Here is a 22,442-nt window from a genome sequence, read left to right on the forward strand (position 1 = left end):
TAAAAATGATTTCTAAAAGAAATCGGAATAATTTCATCCATGTCGATATGGTTTTCCAGTAGAGACAGAAACGCAGGCTTGTCATTATCAAATTTATCTTGGCAATCTTGAAAAATATCTGCCAAAGAAAGCTGTTTGTATGGTATCATAGATATCAGAATAACTCCTTTCTGGGTAGTGGTTTATAGTTTCTAGGCAACTCTATTATACCATATCCAGTGAGGAGTTATTTGTTTTTAGTAACAGAAAAATGCCGTATTTATGAGGGTTGTGGCGTTTCGCAAACGCCTAATCAGAAAATTAAAAGAAAGGAAAAGTATGTTGTTTAGCTTCTATAAATTTCATACAAAAATGCAATGATCAATAGAAATATTATGCCTTTTGCAGGGTTGGCCGACCCACATGCATTGGTGGAAAATGACCAGATTTACATATTCTGCGGGAGTGACAAAAGTCCAAAAACAGAAGATACCTGGCGAATGGATAAATGGTGTATACTGTCCTCTTTTAATATGAAAGATTGGAAAAAGATTGGAGAGATTTTACCTGGTGATACTTATATTGGGGATTTGAATGATAATTGCTGGGCGGGTTATATTTTAAAAAAAGATGAAAAATACTACTGGTTTTTCTCCAATAAGAATATTGATATAGGAGTAGCCTGTGCAGAACATGTTGAGGGACCATATAAGGATGTATTAGGAAAACCTCTGCTGCCGCAGGGATTTGCAGATACAGCAGTATATGATCCCAGCGTATATGAAGAAGATGGTGTTTATACGATGTTTTTTGGCGCGGGGCGTTACTATTGTGTGGAACTGGCAGAAGATCTGTTGGCGCCGTCAGGAGCGGCGCAGCCGGTTCAAGTGCTGGATGCTAAGGGACGGGAATTGAAGACGGGTGATAAATCAACAGTATTCAAATACCGTGAACAGTATTATCTGTGTTATGGAAACCAATACGCTGTCTCTAAACATCTGAAAGGTCCTTATCTGTATAAGGGAAAGTTCATAGGAGGCGGTCATAATGATGTATTCCAATGGAAAGGGCATTGGTACATCTGCAATGAATTTCATGATACAGGAATTTTTTACCGCGGGATTCGTGTGCAGGAGCTGCAGTTTGATTGCAATGGAGATGTTGTGATTCCACAGGATGACAGTGAGGACACAAGTGGGAATAAGCAGTGGGATTTTACCCTGGGAAACAATAACTGGTTTCTGACAGATTATACGGATGTGCATTGGGACAGAAGCGGCATCCGTGTTATTCCAACAGAAATGCGTGGAATTCGCAGTCCGGTTTTTCCTGGTATATTAATGAGGGGGAAGATGAGACTGCGTCTTGAACTGGAATGGAGCGGTTTTTCGGAGATGCTGCTGCTTAAGCTGGAGTGGGTGGATCAAACAGGTGAATATTGGAAACTTGCGCCTGGAGAAATTACGATCCCTTTGGAGGTAAGGCAGGATCAACAAATCTATTGTTGTGAATTTCAAATACCACAGGAAAGCGGTCTGTTGCGAAAGATTTCGCTGACAGGTACAAAGGAGGGAAGGGGAGAATTGCGGCTGCGGCAAATATCTATCCAACATGCCTAAGCGATTGTCAACGATCCGGGACGTAGACAAAACCTTTGTAATGAGGAAAGGAGAACAGAAGCAGAAGATGAAACATACAAGGATTAGAAGAATAATAGCAGTTTTATTATGTGTAAGTGTGATGCTGCCGACTGCGCTATCAAATAAGCCTGTTCAGGCAGAAGACAGACAAAGTGATTTACCAGAAGATATTATTGAAAATAAAATATCGTTTGATACGGTCGATACGGTTATAGAGAAGTATAAAACTGAATTTTCTAACAGGGAGATTGATCCAATTGCTTATAAAAGCAGTATTAATGGTGAAAATCGTGTAAGAAGAATTAATTTTTACTTTCCGGAAGAGCCGTTGCAGGTAAATGGAGAGTGTGAGATCCCTATCCCAGAAGAGATTGCAAGGATTTTACGTTTATTTGGAGATGTGCGTTATACTGGGTCGATTGCAGACAGCGGCACATGCAAAATGTATATTGTTGATCCGGACGGAAAGGAACATCTGTTACCAAACTATGGGCAGGCATGGAAAGGTGAATTTTCTATTGGAGGTGAACCTCAATGGACCTCTTATGGAAAGACCTCGGCAAATGAGTCATCTTTAATGAATCCCACCGAGCATAAAGTGAATGGAGAAGTGAATTATACGGGATATAAACTGAAGTTCCTGGGGACGGGAAGCTTAAATTTTATTAACTTGTGGGAAGAAAACGGTTTACCTATGGAATATGACACATCTGCTTATGGAGTAATTGGATCAGATAAAGATGTGATTGATGCTACTGTATCATTTGACGCTACAAAGAATCTAAGCATTGATGGCGTTAACAAAATGGAAGATGATGTGTTTAAGCGTGTACATGTAAACAGCGGGCCGGTACAGGTGTTTTCTAACATGAATACTCCGATATTAGATGATGAAGTGTTCTCTAAAACATACAGAGACTGGAAGTTTACACCAGGAAGAGGAACATTCCAAATAAAAGACGCAGGTGGGTTGCTGACCGAGGGGGCTGACGGATACTCTAATACCGATGCTTTGTTTGAAAGTTATGCCTTAAACCCGGTTATGGTTGATAAATTGAACACTCTGTTTCCGGCAACCCAGGATGATTATATTCTGACTTATGATGGATGGCCCGAGTGGCAATGGGGAGAACTGGGAGATATTAATATTAAAAATATTAATATGGCAACACCAGATTATAAATATTTCAAGGCAGCGGCAGATACAGCGGCAAAGCTTACGAAAGCAATTGACACAAGATTTGACGGATACGGTCCTCGATATATTGAAGTGAAAAATGAATCTACATTTAGTGGCGAGTGGGCTTTTTTCAATACATGTGATGAGGATACAGCGTGGAATTATCTTGCTGAATTTCATAATGAAGTTGCTGATGCAATTAAGAAGGAAGTTCCTGAGGTTTTGGTGGGAGGACCAAGCTCTGCATTCATGTATATTGAGAAAGATGATTTTAAAGATGCTTTTCGTCAATTAAAATTTATGGATGATACGAAAGGGCATTTAGACTGGTATTCGCATCACTTTTACGAGAATTCGGCCAGTTTGTATGTAAATGGCAGGGAAGAAAACTCAGATGGTTTTTTATGTGGGAGATTTCAGGCAGTTATGGATTTGCTGAGAGCACACATGGAGAATACCGATAATGTACGGCCGATTCTGATCACAGAAGAAGGAAGCTATAATTCTTTAAATACAGATATTGATTATTTTCAAAATCTTACGGCATTTAACGGATACTTTATCCAATCTTTAGAATATGCTGATACAATTGACTCACTGATTCCTTATTTGTACCCGGTTTGCAGTTGGAGACCAAATGGGAACAATCAGCTGTATAAGTACAATGAGGGTCAGACAGGCATTCTTGAGGAGATGACTCCCCTGGAAGCATATGTAGATATGTGGACTGATTTTAATGGCGCCTTTATACCGGCATCCATAAGTACAGATGATCCGGTACTTAAAAGCCGTATTTATACAAAGGCTGTCAGACAGGGAGATACCATATATCTGGCTGTTCAAAATTTAAATAATCAGCAAGTAAATCTTGATATTGAGGGTATATTAGGGAATGGGATTCAAATAGAAAATATAAGTGAAAAACATTATTTTTTGGAAAATGCTAAGCTTACCTATGAAGAAATAATGGTAGATGATTTAAATGATATTCATATGCGTGTACAGGAAATGGCAATGTTTGAAATTAAAGTATCAGATGCGGCTGAATTTGTAAGTGAAGTATACAAAGAAGTAGACTATGCCCGGGAAGAATTGGTTGAAACAGGAAATCATATGGAATTTACCGTTGAATCTTCTAAGAGTGACCTTGTTGATTCGACAATACGGGTAGGATTTGGTAAGTCAGGAAGTGGTTTCGCCGGAACTATGACCATATCTCTCAACGGCAAAGTAGTTGGGAACAGAGATTTGGAATATACTAATAAAACCGGAGATATCTTCACTACAGCAGATTTTGATATAGATCCTGCTGAGGTAAAGGAAGGAACCAATAAAATTGTTGTTTCTATGCCGGAAGGCGGGCGCGTATCTTGTGTATCAATTATTAATAATTACGATAAAGCAGCAGCAGCCTGTGCAGACGCAGCGCCGCTGAAGGTGAAAATCGAGGAAGCATTGAACATGATTGGTGATAAACTTTATCTTTCGGAAGACGGTTCAGGTTTGCCGGCTGGCGCTAAATGGATAACCCAAATTAATTTTGAAAGTTTTACGAATGTAATTACAGATGCTTGTGCCTTATTGAAGGATGTAATGCGTACCGACAAAGAAATACAAACACAATTAAAGATTTTAGATACTGCAATGACAATGTTTTCGAAAAATTCAAAGGATGCAGTGGTGATAGAAAGTGAAGCTGCCGTATTCCCTGACACGACCTTTGAAGAGGGGGAGGATGTTTCTTATATAGTAACGAATGGAAAACCTGCCGAGAGTGAAATTATAACAGAAAATAATAATAGTGTTTTAAAGGTTACAGTTCCTAAGATGGGCTCATGGAACGATCTTACTCAGGTTGTCTGGACAGCTGCGGATGGAGAGTATTGGGATTTGATGTCTAATCATTTGACTTTTGATATAGGAAATCCAAATGAGTATACTCTTTACTATGCGGTTAATATATACGATACAGAAGGGGGACTTACACAAAACTGGCTGCAGGTTGCAGCAGGTGAAACGAAACACGTAGAGTTAATTCCGGCTGCACCAGCTAATTTTAAGAATGCAGCAAAAGTTGCTATATGGATTAATGAACCCCATATGGAGATGAAGGATAAAGAAAATGTTTCTTTTATCTTGGATAATGTTTGTGTGATTAAAGAGGATGAGGAACCAACAGTTCTTGTTAAAGCGGAAAGACCAGACGTTGATACAACAATTGTCGAGGGTCTCAAACTGCCTGAGGAACCAGAAATTATAGAAGGGGCAAATGCTGTTTGGGATAATGGTACAAAAGGAAATCTGATCATTAAGTCGGATGCTTTATTTGCAGATTTTATTAAGGTAACAGTTAATGGAACTGATTTGAACAGTGAATGCTATGAAGTGAGCGAAGGCAGTACTGTTGTAACTTTAAAAGAGTCATATCTGGACGGACTTGAAGCAGGAGTGTACAATATTGCAATTGTTTCCAAATCAGGGATAGCAGAAACAACATTTACGATAAAAAGGTCAGAGAAACCGGACGGCGGGGAAACGGATGATAAAGAATTGGTGTCGATAGAAATTACAAAAGAACCCAATAAAAAGATATATCAGGTTGGGGAAAAGCTGGATATTACAGGCATGGAGGTTATGGCAAGATATGAGGATGGCACGACCGAGCTCATTTCAGGGTATCAGGTTAAGGGATTTGACAGCAGCAAAAGCGGTGATATATATTTGACTGTAGTTTATGAAGGGAAAAGCTGCCGGCTGAAAGTGACCATCAGAGAAAATGCAGGTAGTGAAACGGTAAAGAAACCAGATGTCATTAAAACGGGAGATGAAAGCAGAATATTTGTAGCAGTTGTGGCGTTAGTTTTATCAGCAATAGTTCTGCTGATGCTGTTGCTCCGTAAGAGATTGAAAAAATAGTAAATATAGGTATAAGGGTGTATGCGTAAGCATACGCCCTTTATGTATATGTGCGCCTTGCGGCGCACGTTTCTAACAGGTGAAAGTCCTGAATCCGCCCGGTAGTGGGAAGGATATAGCCGAAGGCAAGGGTGTCCATCGTGAGGTGGAATCTGAAGGAAGCTGGATATGGGGAACATATAAACCCATGGGCAAACCCCTGGTCTGACGAACAGAGGATAAAAGTATACATGCGTGGGTGGCTGAATTATTGTGGGCTTGCAGATATGAAGAATAGGATAGATGACCTGAATGGATGGCTATATCACAGAATCCGTATGTGTATATGGAAACAATGGAAGAAACCAAGAACGAAGGTAAGAAATCTGATAAAGATGGGAGTGCCGACGGATTTGGCATGTCAGGCGGGGAATAGTCGCAGAGGATACTGGTTTGTGACGCATACCGTGGCGGTCAACCTGGCAATGACAAAAGAGAGATTGATAAACAGTGGCTTTTATGATTTAGCCACAGCCTATCAGTCTGTGCACGTCAACTATTGAAAGCGCCGTGTACCGAACGGTACGCACGGTGCTGTGAGAGGACGGGAGTTAATCACTCCCTCCTACTCGATTCTGGGGATTGTCTAAGCATTAGTTATGAAAGGTTTTAGATAAAGTCAATTTTTTTTGTCAGTATTACATAAGAAATGGTTATTTGAAACAAAAAAGCAGTTTAAATTGAATAAAAGTATTGCCAAAACAAAATAAATAGTATACAATAATAATAAATAATGACGTAAAATAAAAAACAAAATGGGATGAATATGCTTGATGGCTCAAAGAGTATATTTAAAAATATACGCAGAAAAGTGCACTGTTTTGAATGCGGGGAGAAAATAAAAATGAATACCACGAAATACATGAATACATCATTGAGCGTAGGAGAGCGTGCGCAGGATCTGCTCTCACGAATGACACTCAAAGAAAAGATTGGGCAGATGAATCAGAAGATGCACGGATGGAATGCATATAAAGTTGAGGGCGAAACAGTAGAACTTACAGAAGCTTTTGCAGAAGAAGTAGCGTTTGGCGATGGCGTAGGGGCTATATATGGGGTGTTTCGGGCAGACGGCTGGAATTCTCATCTGACAAGCGGGATAAAGGTGAGGGACAGTGTTCGGGTAGCCAATACGATTCAGCGTTATATCAGGGAGAACACAAGGCTTGGAATTCCGGTCTTTCTCAGCGAAGAATGCCCGCATGGACATGAAGCTCTTCAGGCAACTACCTTCCCAACCAATATAGGGATAGGAGCCTCATGGAATACAGAGCTATACGAGAAGGTTTGCAACATAATTGCCAGAGAACTACGTGCAAGAGGCGGTCATCTTGGCTTGATTTCGGCATTGGATATTGCGATGGATCCCAGATGGGGGCGGACAGAAGAGTGCTACAGTGAAGACCCTTTTTTAGCTGCAGCTTTTTGTGAAAAAGCAGTTCTGGGGATGCAGGGAGACAAAGATGCGTTAACACAACCGGATAGGGTTATCTCGGTTTTAAAACATTTTTGTGCGCAGGGAGCTACTATCGGCGGTCACAACGGAAAGGCAACAAATATAGGTCCCAGGGAGTTATTCGAGATTCATTTACCAGGAATGAAAAAAGGGGCGAAAGCAGGAGCGCTTGGCTGCATGGCCGCCTATAATGACATTGACGGCGTGCCCTGCCATATCAATCGCTCACTGCTTACGGGAATACTAAGAGAACAATTTGGATTCACGGGATTTGTTATGTCGGATGGCCGGGGAGTGGATCGGGCAAAAAACATTACCGGTTCGTATGAAAGCGCATGCGCTGCAGCTGTGCATGCCGGAGTGGATTTGAATTTGTGGAATGAGTGTTTTCTGAAGTTAGAAAATGCTGTTCGCAAAAATCCGTTGTTAGAAAAGGATATAGATGCAGCGGTATTGAGAATCCTGGAGGCGAAGTTTAGGATGGGGTTATTTGAAAATCCATATGTGGAAGAAACACCTGCATTACTAAATATAGGTTCGAAGGAAGCAAAGGAAACTGCCTTAGAGATTGCCCGTGAGTCGGTTGTTTTATTAGAAAATAAAGGAGATGTTCTTCCGCTTGGCAAAGAAATAAAAAGAATAGCAGTCATTGGACCAAATGGAGATTCGGTGTATAACCAATTAGGTGATTATACACAGTGGAAAGAAGAGGGGGAAGTTGTTACTGTACTACAGGGTCTCAGGAAACAGGCGCCATCGGGAGTGACCATAGAGTTTGCCACGGGATGCGGGATTAGGGATGTGAGCAAAGACGGGTTTCCATCAGCAATCTCCCTTGCAGAAGACGCGGACGCGGTGGTTATGGTATTGGGCGGAAGCAGTACAAGAGAGCCCGGAATGACTTTTGAGGATAATGGGGCAGTATTTATGAATGCATTTACAAAAGAATTAAATTGCGGTGAGGCTGTTGATCTTGCAGAACTCCGTCTTGGCGGTGTGCAGGAAGATTTGGCAAAGGAAATAAAAAAGTTTGGGAAACCTCTGATTGTTGTGCTGATAGAGGGACGTCCACATGCAGTGTCCTGGATGAAAGAAAATGCAGACGCGCTCCTTTGTGCATGGTATCCAGGTGAAAGAGGAGGGGATGCTGTTGGCGAGATTCTATTTGGCCGGACAAATCCAAGCGGCCGGCTTCCGGTGAGTATTCCCAAATCTTCAGCCCAGCTCCCTGTTTACTATAATCGTAAAGATGAGACGGATTATATTGATGAGAGCGCAAAACCTCTTTACCCATTTGGATACGGACAAAGTTATACAGAATTTGTCTGTGGTGATTTCAAGCTGAATACGCAGCGCTTGTCCCTAAAAGAATTGGAACAGGGAAAACGATTTGAAATGACCTGTTCTATCACTAATAAAGGCGGCAGACAGGGCAAAGAAGTCCTGCAGCTTTATATTTATGACATGGAATCTTGTATTACGAGACGGGTAAAAGAGCTGAAGGATTTTGCAAAAGTATCTCTTGAAAAAGGAGAAGAAAGGCAGGTAAGACTTAGTGTAGGGGATGAGGAACTGCGCATTTATGATTATGATATGAATTTTGTTTTGGAAAAGGGGCATGTCAGATTGATGCTCGGAAAAAGCAGCGCAGATATTTTATATGACACAATTGTTGAGATTGTATCGTAGACGTTAACTTACATTTAATCTGGGATAATGATAGGAGAGATTATGCGGGAAAAACTAAAATGGAGAGTATGCCCCCATCTTAGAAGCCTTTTTGCTGGATGATGATAAGCGGATAATGAACAAAGCAGAAAAAATGTATTTGATGTGATGGAAGGAGGAAATCTTATTTCTGTGGATGCAGGTGATCAAAAAGATTGGGAGTGGAGTACGAAGATTTTCCCAGGGAAAATGCAGGGAGTTGTTAAAGTTGAGGAGGACGCAGAGTGTGTCAAAGTCCGGGTTTCAAACATGAGGTTAGGAGGAGTTATATGAAAAATAAGAGACAGAAGTACACAGGACCAGGTAAAAGATTTATGTATTCATTTTCTAGAAATAAAGTGATCTATGCGTTTTTGGTTTTTCCTATACTATACTTTGTTTTATTTAAATATATTCCTATGGCAGGGAATATAATTGCATTCCGAAAGTATAGAACGGGCGGCAATTATTTTGGAGAAGAATGGTCAGGTCTCAAGTATTTTGAGATGTTTTTAACAGATGAAAATTTCTGGAGTGTATTTTTTAATACGATTACTTTAAGTGCTATGGTTTTAATAATTACATTTCCGCTGTCAATCATTTTTGCGCTTTTGTTGAACGAAGTCGGGCATAAGGGGTATAAAAAAATAGTGCAGTCCGTTGCTATTGTTCCTAAGTTTTTATCGGTAGTAGTTGTTGTTATGATCTTTAATTCGCTTCTGTCACCGTCTAATGGTGTGGTTAATGAGATTGTAAAATTTTTTGGGGGTGAGGAGATTTTTTTTATGAATGAGGCGGGATGGTTCCGGCCTGTGTATATTATAACTGACATATGGCAGTTCATGGGATGGAACTCTATTATCTATATGGCGGTATTGGCTTCCGCAGATCAGGAACAATACGAGGCAGCTATGATAGACGGCGCTAATCGATGGAAGCAGACACGTTATATTACGCTTCCTATTATGATCCCGACGATATCAATAAACTTTATTATCTCTATTGGCCATATCTTAAATCTCGGGTTTGAAAAGGCATTGTTGATTCAAAAGCCAAGCACGTATGCAACTTCTGATATAATTCAGACCTTTGTGTATAGAATGGGTCTTTTGAATAAAAATTACAGCTATGGTACTGCAGTTGGCTTGTTCCAAGCTGTTATCGGACTGGTTTTACTTTATATCGCTAATAAAGTAGTGAACAAACGATGGAATACAGGACTTTGGTAAGGGGGGATAGAAGCATATGAAAAAGAGCAAAAGCAAGAGAGTGTTTGATATTTTCAACTATGGATTGTTGGGTGTAATTTTGATTGTTACTTTATATCCTATTTTAAATCAAGTTGCAATCTCCCTGAGCAGTGCATCCGGAATTCTGAGGTCTACAGTGACCATCTTTCCCAAAGATTTTACTCTGGAGACATACAAAGGATTGATTGAACAAAGAATATTCTGGAAGAATTACGCAAATACAATTATTTATGCTGTATTCGGAACCGCCTTAAGTTTAGCTGCGACAACGCTTTGTGGATATGCCCTCTCAAAAAAAGATGTATTTGGGTCGGGAATACTTTTAAGGCTGATTGTATTTACCATGTTTTTTGCAGGGGGGCTGATCCCTAATTTTGTGCTGATACGTAATCTGGGAATGATTGATACAATTTGGGCAATTATTTTACCGGGTGCTATCCTTCCATATAATGTACTTCTGATGCGTACATACTTTATGGGGCTGCCGTACGAACTTGAAGAGGCAAGCAAGATTGATGGGATGGGGCAGTTTGGATATTTTATGAAAATAGCGCTGCCGTTGTCGAAACCAATTATTGCAACCATTACTTTGTTTATCTTTGTAGTATACTGGAATGACTGGTTTTCAGCATTGATGTATCTGAACGATCAGGAAATGCAGCCCGTAACTTTATATCTGCGTAATATGATGATGGGCGCAACGATGGCCGCACAAAGCGGAGATATGGATTCTGCAATGCAGACCATACCACAAAGTGTTCAGGCGGCCTCTATGGTGCTTGTCATTACGCCAATTATCTGTGTATATCCTTTTGTGCAGAAACATTTTGTAAAAGGAGTTATGATCGGCGCTATTAAAGGGTAAGTGGTGATTATCCAGGGAAAGCGGGAGCCGGGAAGGAGACGAATGAAAGAGATAGCAAAAGAATATGAGTTTATTGTAGTGGGCGGAGGAATATCCGGTGTGTGTGCGGCGCTTGCAGCTGCACGTAATGGTGTAAAAACAGCATTAATACATGACCGTCCTGTACTCGGAGGCAATGCCAGTTCAGAAGTTAGAGTGAGTATTAATGGAGCGGGACGTAACAATGGCTATAAAAATGCAATTGAATCAGGTCTTGTTTTAGAATTAATCCTTCGAAATAAAAAGGTAAATCCACAGTATTCTTTTCATGTTTTGGATAATGTAACGTGGGAAATGGTGGAGGATGAGGAGAATATAGATCTCTATTTAAATACCTCCATGCGTACAGCCGTAACTGTAAATAACCGTATTGAGAGTATTGAAGCTTATCAGAATACGACAGGATTAACTTATTTAATGAAAGCGCCATTGTTCGCAGATACTACAGGGGATGCCAACTTGGCGTATGAAAGTGGTGCGGATTATACGGTTGGACGAGAGGCAAAAGCAGCCTATAATGAGTCTCTTGCGCCGGATGAGGCTGATTCGGGAACAATGGGTTCAACCATTTTATATACTACGAAGGATATGGGAAAACCAGTTGTGTTCAAAAGACCAAAATGGGCATATAAACTGACCGCAAAGGACATAGGAGCCCGTGATATTGGAGAACTGTCTAATGGATATTGGTGGGTTGAAGTAGGAGGGGACAGTTTATCTACAATAGAAGATGCAGAGGAGATTCATAAAGAACTGATTAAATATGTCTATGGTGTATTTGATTATATTAAAAACAGTGGGGACTTTCCACAGGCGGCAAATCTTGCATTGGATTGGATTGGTTCTGTCCCTGGCAAGCGTGAAAGCAGAAGGATCTTTGGGGATTATGTTCTGAATCAAAACGATATTGATGCAGCTTGCCGCTTTGAGGATACGATTGCTTACGGCGGGTGGACTATGGACGACCACACGATAGGCGGTATCAGGGCAAAGACTGAAGAAAACAAAAAAGGTCAGGGAAGTGTGTGGCATGATGTAGAAGATGTTTATACAATTCCACACAGATGTATCTATAGCCGTAATATAGAAAACCTTTATGTGGGCGGTCGCGCAATCAGTGTTTCTCATATGGCGCTTAGTTCTACTCGGGTGATTGGGACATGCGCAGTTATCGGGCAGGCCGTTGGAACCTCGGCCGCTGTTGCCCATAAGTATGGAGTCACGCCCAGAGGCGTGAATAAATATATGCATGAATTGCAGCAATTGTTATTGCATGATGATGCATACCTTCCAGGCATTGAGATTGATGATGAGCAAGATATAATCTCACATACAAGATGCAGCATTCAGGCTTCCAGCGCATTAAGTGGGGCTGAAGCAAAATGGGTTAATAGTGGATACACAAGAAGAATAGGGGAGAAGGAAAATGCGTGGATTTCTCAGCCTATGGGAGAAAATGGCGGGTGGATTGAGGTTATTTTTGAAAAAGCAGTGGAAGTGAATGAAATTCTGCTTCGTTTTGATCCTAACTTTTCTAAGTATATTTCTACAAGGATAACGGATAGCCATAGGAATTATGAGGAAATGCCTTGTGAACTTGTGCGGGATTATAAAATCAGTTTTTGGAATCAGGAAGAATTAGTAAAAGAAATGATAATAAAGGATAATTGTGTTCGCATGAATAAACAATGTTTTGAAAAAGTTACATGTACAAGAACCAGGGTGACGATACTAAAAACATATGGGGACGAGAAAGCCCGTATTTGTGATATGCGTATGTACTGTCGAGAGGTGTCAGAGAATGATGGAGATTTTAAGAAATAAAGTCATCATTGTGGTTGGGGCAAGCAGTGGAATCGGAGCCGCTATGAGTGACTATTTTTCAGAAAAAGGCGCCATTGTCTGTGTATTTGCGCGCAGAGGAGAACGCTTGGCGAATCTTTGCCGGGAGGCGCAAAAAAAGGGCGGGACAATGTTGGCCTATAGCGGTGATGCTACAGAGTATGAAGCGCTTGAGGCAATGGCAAAGGATGTGGTTCTCCGGTTTGGACAGATTGATGTCTGGGTGAATTGTGCCGGGCAAAATAAAGCCATTGGGAAGTTCTGGGAATTACAGCCTGATGATCTGTGGTCGGAGATCCAAGTGGATCTCAAGAGCGCTGTAGATGGAACGCATATAGCATTGCAGTATATGTTAAAAAAGAATCAGGGGGTGATTTTAAATTTCTGTGGAGGCGGGGCGGCAAAACCTCATTTATACGCAGCGGCATATTCTACGGCGAAAGCAGGGGTTGCGCGATTTACAGAGTCAGTCGCGCTTGAATTGGAGAAAGAGAAATCTTCTGTTCAGATTTTTTGTACAAATCCGGGGCTGGTGAGAAATGAGCGTACGGAAGCTTTGTGCAGAGATCCAGCAGGGCGAACCTACATGCCCGATATTGAGAGGGCATTTGCAGAAGGACGGGGACAGTCTCCACTTACAGCTGCGCATTTGATTGAAGCGGCTCTGGAGGGGAAGCTTGCAGGATATGAGGGCAGACTTATCCAATGTTTCCGCAGGGAACAGCTTTTAAAGAATATTTTCAAAATAAAAAACTCTGATTCAGGGTTGCTTAGAAGAATTGATTAAAAGGCTCGGTACTTACAGCATAAGCTGTATAGCCTGTAAGACCGACATAAGTGAGGAGTAAAAATAATGAAGCCCAATATTTTACTTATTATGGCAGAAGATATTTGCCCAAACTTAGGATGTTATGGCGATCCGAATGCACGGACGCCGCATCTGGATGCTTTTGCAAGAACAAATTACCGTTTTAGCCAGTGCTATTCTGCCGCACCTGTCTGCTCGGCGGCCCGTACGTCACTGAATTTGGGGATGTACGGTACAACGGCAGGAGTTGGGCAGCACCGCAGCATGTATGATTTGCCATCATCCATTCGGAATATAGGTGAATGGATGCAGAAAGCTGGTTATTATACCGTGATCGGTAAAACGGATTTTAACTTCCCGCTGAAAGAAGGATATGATCAACAGATAGATTATACTTATCGGGACACATTAGATTTTGCCGGCGATATCCTGAATGTTGCAAAGAATCTACCAGAGGATAAGCCGCTTTTTATGATTCAAACTAGTGCAATTACGCATCAATCTCAGTATGGTTATACCAATGCTGCGGATGAACATCGAGCATCTATGCCGAGGTTAAAGGAGGAAGAATATCAGGAAAGAGAGGCGGTAAAGGTTCCAGGATATCATTTTGATACGGCAGATGCAAAGGAAATTTGGGCGCAGTATCATGAAAAACTGACATCTTTCGACCGTATGTTTGGAGAATTGATAGCAGGACTTAGGGACAACGGGCTTTATGAAAACTCGGTGATTCTATTTGTGGGCGATAACGGGCACGGAATTCCGCAAGGTAAAATTAACCTCTGGAATGAAGGTGTGCATGTTCCTATGCTTATGCATGTTCCGGAAGAGTTGGAAAACCAGGTGGATTATAAAAGGGATCCACGAGGAAAGTATAGCGACAGGAAAGTAACTTTTGTTGATTTTGCACCTACATTTTTGTCTGTTGCGGGAGCCGCAATCCCCGAGAACATGCAGGGACATGCATTTTTGGGAGAGCACAAGACAGCGGCGGAAAATAGGGTGTATTCTTTTTGCGCCAGGGAAGATGAAGTGTTTGAAAACTCCAGAAGTATACATGAGGGGGAGTGGATGTACACTATTGATTTTGCGTTTACATCCCGAAAGCGACTGAATGCTTATCAGATACTCCAGGCTCCTTGGTTTGTCCGCTCTATGATACTGGAGGGCAGGGAAAGCAGGATACAAAATACGGAAAGACGTGCTCTTTTTCGTTCTATGCCCCGAATTAGGGAACAACTCTATAACCTTAGAGAAGATCCCAATCAGTTGTACAGCCTTATTGACAGTGAATGCGAAGCGCATAAGAAGATACGCCGGAAACTGCAGAAGGCGCTGATTGAGAAAATCATTATCCTAAGAGATGCAGCGTTCATTCCCGAGCCATTGCTGCAAGAATTGACAGATGCCCTGGGATTGACGGCTTATGAAGTTCTGCAGGATGATTTGGCTTATCCAGTGAAAAAACTTGCTGCTTTATGGGAACAGGGAATGAATGGAGTGCAGATCGGAGGCATTTTTACAAATCCATGTGAACAAATTATCCAACTCACATTTACAAAGGGAGAGACAGGGGAACAAAAGATAATAGAGGAGTATCTGCTGTCAGGAAGCGAAACGGTGCGTGCCTGTGCGGCCCTTAAGGGAAAAAATATGAGGGCGCTATATAACATTTGTTATCTCAGCCAAAATTATGTTTTACTGATGTTTATTGTCGATGTGATAACATTCTGGGATGCGGAAGAGGCGGAACCGATATTCAGCATTTTGGTGTCCCGATGTCTTGAGAAGCAGGATATTCAAGTTGATGCACGATTGGAAGCAGGGATGGTAAGCGGTTTAAATATTCTGGCGGCATATAAAGGCTGGAAGATGCCGGCGGAACTGCGTGAACAGCTGCTCTGGACGGTTTCCCAGAAAGAACGAAGCAAAGTAGTGATGTCCGTAATGGAAGGTGGTATATGAGATGGAAGGGGTAGAAAGTAAAGCAACAATCCGGGCGAGAGAACGGGGGTATTATAATTTGGATAAAATGTGGCATGCCCGTTTTTGCTATAAAGAATTAAAAGGAGACCTGGGGTATCAGGAAGGGGTGACAAGGAGAGATCCAAGCAGTGTCATCCAGGTGGGGGGAGAGTATTATGTTTGGTATACAAAAAGCGTGGGGGAAACAAAAGGTTTTATTGAAGGAAAACCAAGCGTAAAGGTCTTTCCCTGGGACTATGCAGAAATATGGTATGCAAAAAGCTTGGATGGATATACATGGAGGGAGGTTGGCTGTGCGGTTACAAAAGGGGCGGCGGGCAGCTACGATGACCGCAGTGTGTTTACTCCGGAAATCCTGGTACATAAAGGGAAATACTATTTAACTTACCAATGCGTAAAAAGTCCATACTTATGCAGAGTCAAGGAAACCATTGGTATGGCAGTTGCAGATAAGGTAGATGGCCCGTGGAGGAAGTTGGAGCACCCGATTCTGGAGCCGGCAGATAATGGAGTATGGGAAGGCGACAGTGACAATCGTTTTGTGGTTAAAGTGAAAGGTGATTTTGACAGCCATAAGGTACACGATCCATCCTTACATTTCTTTAATGGTAAATTCTATCTTTACTACAAAGGGGAGACTATGGGGGAGGGAATGTTTGGAGGAGGAAGAGAAATAAAATGGGGCGTTGCTGTAGCTGACCATATTGAAGGAACTTACATTAAATCCCCCTATAATCCGATTACAAACAGCGGGCATGAAACTTGCCTTTGGGAATATGACGGCGGAATGGCTGCTATGCTGACCTCTGACGGAGTCGAGAAGAATACAATCCAATATGCAAAAGATGGGATAAATTTCGATATAATGGGAACCGCTGCAAGATTGGAACATGTACCACATGCGGCAGGGCCGTTTCGAGATGGAAAACCATGTAAGCGTCCATTGGACGGATTAAAGTGGGGGCTTTGTATGGTAAGCGCTAAGTGGGATTATATTGAGCGGTTTGAGTTGGCTGATATAGAATAGGAGTGGAGAAAATCGGGTTTGCTTTATAAAACAGCTGTAAAATGTGCACAAAAAACGACCTGATTTTTTAGCAATATAGTAAAAAACAAACACTTATACATAATAAGCGTTGAAAAAAGCATGTTTATAGTATACAATAAAACTAACAAAAATAATTCGTTTGTATTCTAAAGTGCCAAAAACAGGTACGCCAATTTGTCCGATTAGGATAAAACGAATTTACAAGGAGGAGAAATATGAAAAGAAAAATGATTGCTATGCTGATGGCTGCAACAATGTTGACGGCAATGCTGGCAGGCTGTGGCGGAGAAAAATCTCCGGACACATCGAAGAAATCAGAGGACGGTGGAGAGAAGAAAGACGTTACAATTAGCATGATGTATTGTGACGGCGCTAATGAACCGTATCAGAAGGATTGGCCTGTATTTGAGTGGATAAAGGAGGCAGCGGGGGTCACGCTTGATATGACAATTGTTCCTACGTCAGACTATGTTGCTAAGAGAGAGCTGATTTTTAATTCCGGTGAGATTCCGGATATTGTTGCACATACGTTTGCCACTTCAACAGATGTGGCATCAGGGATCCTTTTGCCTATAAGCGATTATGAAGATCAGATGCCAAATTACCAGGCCTTTATAGAAAAGTATGATTTGAGGGACGAGATTGATAAGACAAGGTTTCCTGACGGCAAGTACTATACTTTGCCGTGCAAGGCGCATACAGAGCGGTTTCAGGATGTACAGTGGATGATACGTACGGATGTTTTTGAAAAGAATAATCTCCCCATTCCTAAAACGTATAAGGAACTGCTTGATGTAGGGATGAAACTAAAGGAGTTATATCCGGATTCAACACCAATCACAAATCGATTCGGAACCAATCATATTCTGCAGGGACTTGCAGCCATGTTTGGCACTGCAAGCGGATGGGGATATGGTGATGGTATGTTATATGACCATGATACAGGGAAATGGACTTTTGCGCCGACAACAGATAATTACAGATCATTCCTGGAATATACGAATCAGCTTTATCAAACGGGTGTGCTGGACAAGGAGTTTGCCACTTTGGATTCGGTAGTATATGAACAGAAGATTGTAAACAGTGAAACGTTTATCATGTTTGATTGGACGGCGAATAAGGTTCGTTACAATGAACAGGGGAAGCAAATTGATCCGGATTATAACGTATCTCCGATTTATCCGATGGAGGGACCGGAAGGAGATTATGCAGTAGGATGGAAATCTTCCTGGTCACAGGGATATTGTTTCCCGGCAACTTTAGCAGAGGATGAAGAGCATTTGGCTGAGGTGCTGGCATATCTCGACTGGGGCTTTACTGATGAGGCTGAGACACTCTTAACTTTTGGCAAAGAGGGCGAGACCTATCAGGTAAATGATAACGGCATCAAGGAATTTATAGAGCCGGATGTTGCGCGTGTTAAGTATGGCCTTAATAATAATGAGCTGACAATACGAGAGGATCTGGATGCTATTTATTCTGCATATACGCCAGAGGAAATGGAACTGCTGGGGGAAATCAGTAAAGTTGTTCCTGCAACTAATCCAGCGTGTCCCCTTGATAATGATACCTTAGAAGGTGCAAGTCTTTATATTTCTACATTAAAGGATTATGTGTTCTCTATGACGGAAAAATTCATCTATGGAACAGAAGATTTGGCAAACTGGGATGCATTTGTTGCAGAATGTGAAGCAAAAGGTGCAATCCAATTACAGGAAGCTTATGATGAAGCAGTCAAGTAACAGAAGAAATCATACAGTATCCAATGCAAAAGGAACCATTGGTTAATCCTGGATATCAGTCCTTTTGATACAAAACAAGAACAGCCCCACGGGAATCAAGATTTTTATACTTGATTGTCCAGTGGGACTGTTCTTTTTCGAATAGAGTTAGCTGCTAAGTGGACTGCCCCGACTCTGATTATTGACATGGATAATTTAAACGCAATCTTTGTGAGTGATGCACTAAAGCATGCATTAAAATTTGTGCAATAAGTAGAAAAAGACAGTGAATAAAAGATAAGTATACAAAAACTATTTACTAAATCTCGTTTAAAGTATACAATAATGTTGATGCAAATGAAGTGAAATTAAAATATTTAAAGGAGGAAAAGTATGAAAAAAAGAATGGTTAGTGTTTTACTGGCGACGGCATTGGCAGTGGGTCTGCTGGCTGGCTGCGGCGGCGGAAAAAAGGAGGAGACTAAAAAAGGGGATGGAAAAGAAAAAGTTTCCGAGGTGTCTATGATGATTTTCGAGGATGCCGAAGCGCCGTTTTCAGAAGATTGGATGGTAGTTAAAACGATTGAAGAGAAGACAGGTGTTAAGCTGAATGTACAGTCCGTGCCTGTTTCAGATCAGGCAACCAAAACGCAGGTTGTATTCAACTCTGGAGATATGCCGGATATTATGACTAAAACATTTCCGAAAGCTGCAGATGCGCTGTCAGGTTTATTGCTTCCAATTAGCGATTATATGGACAAACTGCCCAATTTACAGAAATATCTGGAAGACAACGGTCTGGAAAAGTATATGGAATCTCAGAGAATGGCTGATGGTAAGTTCTATCTGCTTCCAGTAAAAGCGAAGACAAAAGTTATTCAGGATCATCAATGGCTGGTGCGTAAAGATATCTTAGAAAAGAATAATCTTTCTATGCCTACAACGTTGGATGAGCTTATGGAGGTGGCTTTGAAGCTGAAAGAGATTTACCCGGAATCTACGCCAATTTCCAATCGTTTCAAGTCTGACAATATCATGGCAGGTTTGGCCGCTGCTTTTGACGGTCTGGCAGGATGGACTTTGGGAGACGGAATGTTTTATGACGAAAAAGAAGATAAGTGGGAATTCTCTCCGACCACGGATAAGTGGAAACAGTTTATGGAATATGCAAATAAACTTTATTCTTCAGGGGCGCTTGACCCTGAATTTACCACACAGGATTCATCTGTATATGAGCAGAGAATTGCAAAGGGCGAAATATTTATCGTGTATGACTGGGCAACTAATTGTAAAAAGTTCAATCAGGAAGGGGCGCCATTTGACGAGAATTTCAATATGGTAGCTATGGCGCCGCCGGAAGGACTGGAGGGTGAATATGCGCTTCAGTGGAACGGACCGTGGGAGCAGGCCTGGATTATGCCGGCCACAGTTGCGGAAAAGGATAATTTTGAAGACATTCTGAAAATGGTTGACTGGCTGTATTCAGATGAGGCAATGACGGCAATGACCTTTGGCGAAGAGGGTGTGACTTACAAGGTAGAGGACGGTAAGAAGGTATTCATGGATGATAAGGTGAAGTATAATTCTGATTATGGCCTGTATGAGAATAACTTCTGTGTAAGGCTTGATACAGACTACTACGCCAGCACACTGCCACAGGAGGTTCTGGATGTGTATGACGTATGCGCTGAGAACGGTTATGTTCCGCCAACGAATCCTGCTTCTCCTCTGACGACTGAGCAGATGGACGAACTGTCTGTTACCTCATCAACTCTGGTGGATTATGTGAAGTCCATGATGGAAAGCTTTATTTTCGGTACGGAGTCTCTGGATAATTGGGACAACTTTGTGAAAGAGTGTGAGAACAAGGGAAGCACTGAAATGGAAAAAATGTACAATGAAGCATGGGCGGCCAGAGGTAAGTAGGTAATAATGTCTCTGTTCAAAACAATGAATGAACAGGTCATATAATAAATAAGGCACAGTGTCTATATTTGTTGCAGATGCGGCAGTACCAGATTTGAAAAATGTGGACTGCTGCATTCTGTATATATAAGGGGATATCTGCAGAGTTTGTTTGCAGAAAGACGAAGTGCCAACGTCTAAGGAGGTAATTTATGAATAGGAAGAATAAAAATCAGTTTCGTATGCAGACCGCAGAGCTGGGGAAAAGTTTACGTAATAACAAGACGTTGTATTTGTTTCTTCTGCTTCCAATTGTCTATTTTATAATATTTAAATATGTTCCGATGTTTGGAAACATCATAGCATTTCGAAAATACATACCTGGTCAGTCTTATTTTGGTGTTTCATGGGAAGGATTCCGGTATTTTGAAATGTTTTTAAAGGACGAAGCTTTTTGGAGCGTATTTAAAAACACAGTGGTATTAAGTGGATTAAGCCTGTTAATATGCTTCCCGATTCCAATTCTTTTTTCATTGCTGCTGAATGAAATTATGCAGAAAAAGGTAAAGAAGGTTGTCCAGTCGCTTACCATTGTCCCTCGTTTTCTGTCTGTTGTTGTAGTTGTGGCCATGATGAATGCGCTGCTGTCGCCTTCAACCGGTATTGTTAATACGATTATCGAGAAGTTGGGCGGGGAGGCTATTTACTTCATGAACGAACCCTTCTGGTTTCGGATTATATATATCATTTCAGAACTTTGGCAGTTTCTGGGGTGGAATTCCATTATCTATATGGCTGTACTCTCTTCGGCGGATCAGGAGCAGTATGAGGCTGCAATGGTAGACGGGGCGGGAAAGATTAAGCAGGCAATTCATATAACGCTGCCAATGATGCTTCCAACCATTGCCATCAACCTGATTATCGCACTGGGCAATATCTTGAATATTGGATTCGAGAAGGTGCTCCTTATGTATACTCCAACGACATACGAGACTGCAGACATCATCCAGACATTTGTATACAGGGTAGGCCTTATGAATGCAAATTATAGTTATGGTACGGCCGTTGGACTGTTTCAGGGAGTGATAAGCCTGTCATTATTGTGGGCTGCAAATAGGATAACTAATAAGCGCTGGGGATGCGGATTATGGTAAGGAGGGATCGACAATGAAGAAAAGTAAAAGCAGAAAGATTTTTGAGGTTTTTAATGTCACGCTGATGATTGTCCTTGCAGCTTTGACGCTTTATCCTATTATAAATCAACTCGCAGTATCTCTCAGTAGTAATACAGGGATTCTGACGGGGGATATCACAATATTTCCAAAAGATTTCAGTCTGGGAACTTATAAAGGCCTTTTAGGAGAGGCGAAATTCTGGATTAATTATAAGAACACGATTATTTATACGGTTGTAGGAACTGCGATTAGTTTGTTTATGACAACTATCTGTGCATATGCCTTATCTAAGAAGCGCTTAGTGGGCAGGACAGTACTCCTCAGACTGATTGTTTTTACCATGTTTTTCGGCGGAGGTTTGATCCCATACTATAACCTGATTAAGAACCTGAATATGCTGGATACTATATGGGCATTGGTTCTGCCGGGGGCGATTGCACCTTACAATATACTGCTGATGAAAACTTATTTTGAAGGTTTGCCTGATGAATTGGAAGAGGCAGCGAGCATAGATGGTCTGTCACAATTTGGATATTTTTGGAGGATGGCCCTGCCTCTCTCAAAGCCGATTCTGGCAACAATGACTTTATTTATGTCAGTTTCCTATTGGAATGATTGGTTTTCGGCTTTGATTTATATGAATGACGGATCCAAATATCCGGTAACTCTTTATTTGCGTAATATTATGATGGGGGCTACGATGGCTTCACAGACTGGACAGACAATTGACGCATCTACCGTGCAGTCAATTCCGGAAGGGGTACAGGCGGCGTCTATGATATTGGTCATCATACCGATATTGTGCGTATATCCATTTGTACAGAAACATTTTGTTAAAGGGGTTATGATTGGCTCGATTAAAGGGTAAAAGAGGAGAAAATTT

14 protein-coding genes and 1 pseudogene are annotated in these 22,442 nt (G+C 41.5%); 14 read left to right on the forward strand and 1 reads right to left on the reverse strand.

Annotated elements, in window-relative coordinates:
* A pseudogene (locus tag HMPREF0240_RS25030) lies at positions 1–149 on the reverse strand (ISNCY family transposase); the annotation flags it as partial.
* Between the two features lie 225 nt (positions 150–374).
* Here HMPREF0240_RS25030 and HMPREF0240_RS12095 point away from each other — a divergent pair.
* From HMPREF0240_RS12095 to HMPREF0240_RS12160, 14 genes are all read left to right on the forward strand, one after another.
* Entirely contained in the window at positions 375–1,598 is a 1,224-nt protein-coding gene (locus tag HMPREF0240_RS12095; protein ID WP_025656329.1) for a family 43 glycosylhydrolase, read from the forward strand.
* 67 nt (positions 1,599–1,665) lie between these two features.
* Positions 1,666–5,715, forward strand: coding sequence for a bacterial Ig-like domain-containing protein (locus HMPREF0240_RS12100; RefSeq protein WP_157134241.1), 4,050 nt, complete (start codon positions 1,666–1,668; stop codon positions 5,713–5,715).
* Between the two features lie 140 nt (positions 5,716–5,855).
* Entirely contained in the window at positions 5,856–6,257 is a 402-nt protein-coding gene (locus HMPREF0240_RS12105) for a group II intron maturase-specific domain-containing protein (RefSeq protein ID WP_242833338.1), read from the forward strand.
* Positions 6,258–6,598: 341 nt separating this feature from the next.
* Positions 6,599–8,899 (forward strand): glycoside hydrolase family 3 N-terminal domain-containing protein, encoded by a 2,301-nt coding sequence (locus HMPREF0240_RS12110; RefSeq protein WP_009003700.1) that lies wholly within the window; start codon positions 6,599–6,601, stop codon positions 8,897–8,899.
* A gap of 308 nt (positions 8,900–9,207) precedes the next feature.
* Positions 9,208–10,146 (forward strand): ABC transporter permease subunit, encoded by a 939-nt coding sequence (locus HMPREF0240_RS12115; RefSeq protein WP_009003702.1) that lies wholly within the window; start codon positions 9,208–9,210, stop codon positions 10,144–10,146.
* A gap of 16 nt (positions 10,147–10,162) precedes the next feature.
* A complete protein-coding gene (locus tag HMPREF0240_RS12120) occupies positions 10,163–11,032 on the forward strand; it encodes a carbohydrate ABC transporter permease (protein ID WP_009003703.1) in 870 nt (289 codons plus the stop codon).
* Between the two features lie 42 nt (positions 11,033–11,074).
* Positions 11,075–12,895: an FAD-dependent oxidoreductase gene (locus HMPREF0240_RS12125; protein ID WP_044927033.1), complete on the forward strand. Its 1,821-nt coding sequence runs from the start codon at positions 11,075–11,077 to the stop codon at positions 12,893–12,895.
* Positions 12,873–13,700: an SDR family NAD(P)-dependent oxidoreductase gene (locus tag HMPREF0240_RS12130; protein WP_025656332.1), complete on the forward strand. Its 828-nt coding sequence runs from the start codon at positions 12,873–12,875 to the stop codon at positions 13,698–13,700. Before HMPREF0240_RS12125 ends, HMPREF0240_RS12130 begins: the two co-directional genes overlap by 23 nt.
* Positions 13,701–13,766: 66 nt before the next feature.
* The gene (locus tag HMPREF0240_RS12135; RefSeq protein WP_009003706.1) at positions 13,767–15,689 is read left to right on the forward strand and encodes a sulfatase; all 1,923 of its coding nucleotides are present in this window, start codon (positions 13,767–13,769) and stop codon (positions 15,687–15,689) included.
* A gap of 1 nt (position 15,690) precedes the next feature.
* Entirely contained in the window at positions 15,691–16,737 is a 1,047-nt protein-coding gene (locus HMPREF0240_RS12140; protein ID WP_035313290.1) for a family 43 glycosylhydrolase, read from the forward strand.
* Between the two features lie 236 nt (positions 16,738–16,973).
* On the forward strand, positions 16,974–18,500 hold the full coding sequence (locus tag HMPREF0240_RS12145) for an extracellular solute-binding protein (protein ID WP_009003708.1): 1,527 nt from the start codon (positions 16,974–16,976) through the stop codon (positions 18,498–18,500).
* 372 nt (positions 18,501–18,872) lie between these two features.
* Complete coding sequence (locus HMPREF0240_RS12150) at positions 18,873–20,405, forward strand: extracellular solute-binding protein (RefSeq protein ID WP_009003709.1); 1,533 nt, start codon at positions 18,873–18,875, stop codon at positions 20,403–20,405.
* Between the two features lie 191 nt (positions 20,406–20,596).
* Positions 20,597–21,538 carry an ABC transporter permease subunit gene (locus HMPREF0240_RS12155; protein ID WP_009003710.1) on the forward strand — a complete coding sequence of 314 codons (942 nt, stop codon included), beginning with the start codon at positions 20,597–20,599 and terminating at the stop codon, positions 21,536–21,538.
* Positions 21,539–21,551: 13 nt separating this feature from the next.
* Complete coding sequence (locus HMPREF0240_RS12160; RefSeq protein ID WP_009003711.1) at positions 21,552–22,427, forward strand: carbohydrate ABC transporter permease; 876 nt, start codon at positions 21,552–21,554, stop codon at positions 22,425–22,427.
* Positions 22,428–22,442 lie beyond the last annotated feature (15 nt).

This window comes from Clostridium sp. D5 (genome assembly GCF_000190355.1).
Lineage (GTDB): Bacteria > Bacillota > Clostridia > Lachnospirales > Lachnospiraceae > Faecalicatena > Faecalicatena fissicatena_A.